The sequence below is a fragment of the Rhizobacter sp. P2_H2 genome (assembly GCF_056403375.1).
In genome coordinates this window covers 1-5,162 of record NZ_JBFUFP010000332.1, presented here as the reverse complement: position 1 = coordinate 5,162, position 5,162 = coordinate 1, and the positions used below count along the sequence as shown (strand labels likewise).

At 70.1% G+C, this 5,162-nt stretch carries 5 protein-coding genes and 1 pseudogene; 1 reads left to right on the top strand and 5 read right to left on the bottom strand.

Annotation, left to right across the window (positions count from 1 at the left end; genetic code table 11):
* A pseudogene (locus tag AC1D15_RS17215) lies at nucleotides 1–970 on the top strand (hypothetical protein); the annotation flags it as partial.
* A 30-nt stretch (nucleotides 971–1,000) separates the two neighbouring features.
* Here AC1D15_RS17215 and AC1D15_RS17210 read toward each other — a convergent pair.
* The 5 genes from AC1D15_RS17210 to AC1D15_RS17190 form a co-directional block, all read right to left on the bottom strand.
* The gene (locus tag AC1D15_RS17210; RefSeq protein WP_465114592.1) at nucleotides 1,001–2,161 is read right to left on the bottom strand and encodes a pyridoxal phosphate-dependent aminotransferase; all 1,161 of its coding nucleotides are present in this window, start codon (nucleotides 2,159–2,161) and stop codon (nucleotides 1,001–1,003) included.
* A 26-nt stretch (nucleotides 2,162–2,187) separates the two neighbouring features.
* Nucleotides 2,188–3,144, bottom strand: a complete 957-nt coding sequence (locus AC1D15_RS17205; protein WP_477826927.1) for a CysB family HTH-type transcriptional regulator — start codon at nucleotides 3,142–3,144, stop codon at nucleotides 2,188–2,190.
* 34 nt (nucleotides 3,145–3,178) lie between these two features.
* Nucleotides 3,179–3,565 (bottom strand): sirohydrochlorin chelatase, encoded by a 387-nt coding sequence (locus tag AC1D15_RS17200; protein WP_477826926.1) that lies wholly within the window; start codon nucleotides 3,563–3,565, stop codon nucleotides 3,179–3,181.
* Complete coding sequence (gene lptG, locus AC1D15_RS17195; RefSeq protein ID WP_477826925.1) at nucleotides 3,562–4,665, bottom strand: LPS export ABC transporter permease LptG; 1,104 nt, start codon at nucleotides 4,663–4,665, stop codon at nucleotides 3,562–3,564. Before lptG ends, AC1D15_RS17200 begins: the two co-directional genes overlap by 4 nt.
* The coding region (locus AC1D15_RS17190; RefSeq protein ID WP_477826924.1) for an LptF/LptG family permease at nucleotides 4,662–5,162 on the bottom strand (501 nt) is incomplete at its 5' end. The genes AC1D15_RS17190 and lptG, both read right to left, overlap by 4 nt.

The following is a 5,162-nucleotide window of genomic DNA, read 5'->3' as shown; positions in this document are numbered from 1 at the left end:
GACCATCCCGGCGGCGATGTCGCCCGATCCGTCCGGCGGCGGCGCGGTGCTGGTCGACACGCCGCCCCCGGTGCGCAAGCGGCCCGGCACGCCGATGCCGACGCAGCCGATGGACGTCACGCTGACGCCGCGCGCCGTGGCCGCGATGCAGGCCACGCTGTCGCGGGAGACCCGGTCCGACCTCGACCCCGAATCACTGGAGCCGCACCGGCCGATGTCGGCCGACGAGCTGATCGACCTCGACCAGCAGGTCGAGTTCTTCGTCGTGCTCGGGCAGGACGATGCGGCGGTCGACCTGCTGATGGGCCACGTGCGCAGCACCGGCGGCGTGAGCCCGCTGCCGTACCTGAAGCTGATGGAGATCTACCGCCGCCGCGGCGAGCGCGACCCGTACGACCGCATCCGCGAGCGCTTCAACCGGCGCTTCAACGCCTACGCGATCGAGTGGGACGAGCACGACCCGTCGAAGGAGCGCGACCTCGAAGAGGGCTTCCCCGAGCTGCTGGCCCGCGTGCAATCGCTGTGGTCGGCGCCGGCGGAAGCGATGGCCACGCTCGACGGCGCGCTGTTCCGGCGCAACCAGGGCCCGCCGTTCGACGTGCCGGCCTACCGCGACCTGCTGTTCCTGTACGGCATCGCGCGCGACCTGGCCGAGCGCGACGTGCGCCCCGAGGGCGTCGACCTGCTGCTGCCGATGGAGGGGGGCTTCGACATCACGCTGGACCTGTCCGCCGCGGAGGTGAGGCCCGATTCCGCGCCGATGCCGCTGCACAGCGACCCAGCGCCGCCACCACCCGAGGTCGAGCGCCTCACGCTCGATCTCGACATCTCCACCGACCCGGCCCGGCTGTCGGGGCCGGGCGCACCGCTGCGCGATGCCTCCGACTCGCGCCCCGGGCTCGACTTCGACCTCAGCGAACTGAGCGAGCTCGACACCACCCGCAACCCCAAGGCGCGTGGGTCCCGCTGATCCTTCGACAGGCTCAGGGCGAACGGGAGGCTACAGCTTCGCCAGCCGCTCCAGCGCCCGCTCCAGCGTCTCGTCCTTCTTCGCGAAGCAGAAGCGCGCCAGCTTCTGCTCGAAGCCGCCGGCATAGAACACCGACACCGGGATCGCCGCGACACCGATCTCGGTGGTCAGCCAGCGGCAGAAGCCTTCCTCGCTCAGCTCGCTGACGGCCGAGTAGTCGACGCTCTGGAAATAGCTGCCCGCGCTCGGCAGCAGCTTCAGCCGCGTGGCCGCCAGCCCGGCGCGGAACAGGTCGCGCTTGCGCTGGTAGAACGCCGGCAGTTCGAGGTAGGGCGCCGGGTCGGCCATGTACTCGGCCAGCCCGTGCTGCACCGGCGTGTTGACGGTGAAGACGTTGAACTGGTGCACCTTGCGGAACTCGGCCGTGAGCGGCGCGGGCGCCGCGACGTAGCCGACCTTCCAGCCGGTCACGTGGTAGGTCTTGCCGAAGCTCGAGACGATGAAGCTGCGCGCGGCCAGCTCCGGGTGGCGCGCGACGCTTTCGTGCCGCTGGCCGTCGTACACCATGTGCTCGTAGACCTCGTCGGCGATCACGAACACGTCGGTCGGGCGCAGCAGCTCGGCCAGCTGCTGCATCTCGGCGGCGGTCCAGACGGTGGCGCTCGGGTTGTGCGGCGTGTTGATGATGATCGCGCGGGTGCGCGGCGAGAGCGCGGCGCGGATGCGCTCGAAATCGGGCCGGAAGGTGCGGGGCGTCAGCGGCACGTGCACCGCGGTGCCGCCGGCCAGCACGATGTTCGGCTCGTAGCTGTCGTAGCACGGGTCGAGCACGATCACCTCGTCGCCCGGGTGCACGATCGCGAGGACCGCGGTGATGATGGCCTGCGTCGCGCCGGCGGTGATCGTGATCTCGGTGCCGGGGTCGTACGCATGGCCGTACAGCGTGGCGATCTTCGCGGCCACCGCCTCGCGCAAGGCCGGCACGCCGGTCATCGGCGGATATTGGTTCAGGCCGCGGTGCATCGCGCCGCTCACCGCATCGAGCAGCCGCGGGTCGCCGTCGAAATCGGGGAAGCCCTGGCCGAGGTTGACGGCGCCGTGCTGCTGCGCAAGGGCCGACATCACGGTGAAGATGGTCGTGCCGACCTGCGGCAGGCGGCTTGCGATGGTGGGGGTTCGCAGGGTGGTCATGGCGGGTGGATCAGGGCTGGTGGATCTCAGAGCTGGTAATCGTGTCCGGCGTCGGCGGCATCGCCGCTCATCGCGCGCGCGATCAGCCCGCGGTTCAGGCGGTCGGACAGCATCTCGGCGAACGCATAGACGAAGTTGCGCAGGTAGGCGCCGCGCTTGAACGCGACGCGGGTGACGTTGGCGCCGAACAGGTGGCCGACCGGGCGCGAGACGAGTTCGCCGTTCGGCGGGTCGTCGCGCACCGCGATCTCGGCCAGCACGCCGATGCCCATGCCCAGGCGCACGTAGGTCTTGATGACGTCGGCATCGATCGCCTCCAGCACGATGTTCGGCTTCAGCTTCCGCGCGGCGAAGGCCTGGTCGACGCGCGTGCGGCCGCTGAACGACGGGTGGTACGACACCAGCGGCTGCTGCGCCAGGTCCTCGAGCGTGATGCGTTCGAGCTGCGCGAGCGGGTGGCCGGCCGGCATCACGACCGCGTGCTGCCATTCGTAGCAGGGCAGGGTCACGAGTTCGTCGTGCTCGGCCAGCGATTCGGTCGCGATGCCGATGTCGGCCACCTCCTCGATCACCATCTGCGCGACCTGCGCCGGCGCGCCCTGGTGCAGGCTGATGTTGACCTTCGGGAAGCGCTTGCGCAGCTGGGCCACCGGCTCCGGCAGGAAGTAGCGCGCCTGCGTGTGCGTGGTGGCGATCGACAGCGTGCCGGCGTCCTGCTTCGAGAACTCCTCGCCGATGCGCTTCAGGTTGCCGACCTCGCGCATGATCACCTCGATCGACTTCAGCACCTCGACGCCGGGTTCGGTGACGCGGCGCAGCCGCTTGCCGTGGCGCGCGAAGATGTCGACGCCGAGTTCGTCCTCGAGTTCGAGGATGGCCTTGGAGATGCCGGGCTGCGAGGTGAACAGCGCTTTGGCGGTCTCGGTCAGGTTCAGGTTGCGGCGAACGGCCTCCTGGACGAACCGGAACTGGTGCAGGTTCATATTCCTTGGCAATCTGTGGATTGCCCGGATTAAATCACTTCGTGTCTGTGGATGCGCGAAGCAGCTGGCCGGCGGCGGCGGCCATCGCGGCGATGACGCTGTCGAGTTCGCCGACCGCGGGGTGCAGTTGCCAGCGGACGCCGGCGTGCGCGCTGGCGAGTTCGGCCATCAGCTCCGGCAGGTCCTTGCGCACATGGCCGCCGGCGCCAAGGAAGAGCGGCAGCACGTCGACCCGGCTGCAGCCTTGAGCGGCGAGCTGGCGGCCGGCCTCGCGCAGGTCGGGCGTCATGAACTCGAGGAAGGCGAGGGCGACCGGCACGCCCGGATGCGCGCGTCGCACGCGCTCGGCCACGTCCTCGAACGGGATGGCCCAGCGCGGATCGCGCGCGCCATGCGCGAACAGCAGCAGTCCGCGGGTCACCGGTACCTCACGAGCCAGCTGAAGGCGGCCAGCGACAGCATCAGGTAGATCGCGCTCGGCGTGGCGGCCACGATCCAGGGCGTCCAGTTCTGCAGCAGCCCCAGGTGCGCCGCGACGTTGTTCAGCAGCACGAAGCTGATGCCCAGCATGATCCCGCCGAACACCTTCAGGCTGACGCCGCCGGCGCGCGCATGCAGGTAGGCGAACGGCAGCGCGAGCGCCACCATCACCAGGCAGGCGAGCGGGTACAGCGCGCGCTTCCAGAACTGGATCTCGTGGCGCTGCGCCGTCTGCTCGTTGTCGGACAGGTGCGTGATGTAGCGGAACAGCTCCAGCGTCGACATCGAGCCCTCGGGCAGCACCGCGGCGGCCACCACGTTGGCCGGCATCGTGCTCGGCCAGGTGTAGACCGGCAGCTGCTGCGCGTGCACCAGCCCGCCGCTGGCGGCATCCTGCCAGTCGGTCAGGTTCACGTCCTGCAGCGTCCAGTTGTCGTCGCTGCCGACGCGCCCGCGTGCCGCGCTGATGCGGCGCAGCAGCCGGCCGTTGCCGTCGGATTCGAAGATGCGGATGTTCAGCAGCTCGCCGCCGGCCGCCGCGCTGCCGACGTTGACCGAGTACGAGCGCTCGCCGTCGGGCGTCACGCGGTGATCCTTCAGCCAGGCGCCGGTGATGCCCAGGCTGAAGCCGCCCTTGTAGCGCGCCTGCAGCTGCGCCGCGCCGCGCTCGCTGAGCGGCGCGAGGTAGTCGCCGACGACGAAGGTCAGCAGGCCGAACGCCATGCCCAGCCCGGTCAGCAGGAACAGCGCACGCCCCGGGCCCAGCCCGCCGGTGCGCAGCACGGTGAACTCGGACGACTGCGCGAGGCGCGACAGCGCATAGATGGTGCCGATCAGCACCGCGATCGGCGACAGCTCGTACAGGTGGCCCGGCAGCTCGAGCAGCGAGTACACCGCCGCGTGCAGCGCGGTGTAGGTCTTCGTGATGCTGCCCAGCTCGTCGACGAAGTCGATGAAGAAGAACAGCGACAGGAAGGCCACGGCGACGAAGGCCACCGACGAGACGATGTCGGCGTAGAGCAGGCGGCGCACCGTCCTCATTTCTTGCAGGCCTCCTGCATGCGCTGCTTCAGGCCGCCGCCGTTGTTGCCGTGGCGTCGCCGCAGGCTCCAGTGCGTGCCGTTGTCGCGCCACCAGATCAGGGCCATCGCCAGCAGCAGCACGCCGCCGTGCATCGTCACGAGGATCGCGCCCATGCCGGCCTTGCCGCCGGCCACCCAGGCCTGCGACAGGTTGATCAGGTTGTAGTAGACGACGAAGCTCAGCAGCGCGAACAGCAGGTTCCAGTTGCTGGCCCGCCGCGGCTGCGTGGCCGACAGCCCGATCGCCAGCAGCAGCAGGTTGGCCGCGCCGAGCGTCAGGCCGAGCCGCCAGGTGAGCTCGCCCTGCGCGGCCGGCGTCGGCTCGCTCATCAGGTCGATGGTCGGCAGGGCCTTCGGCGGCGGCGCGGTCGCGCTGCTCAGCACGCGGTCGCCGGCCTGCACCTTGTAGGTCTCGAAGCGCGCCAGCGTCTTGTCGCCGCTGCGCAGGTTCTGCTC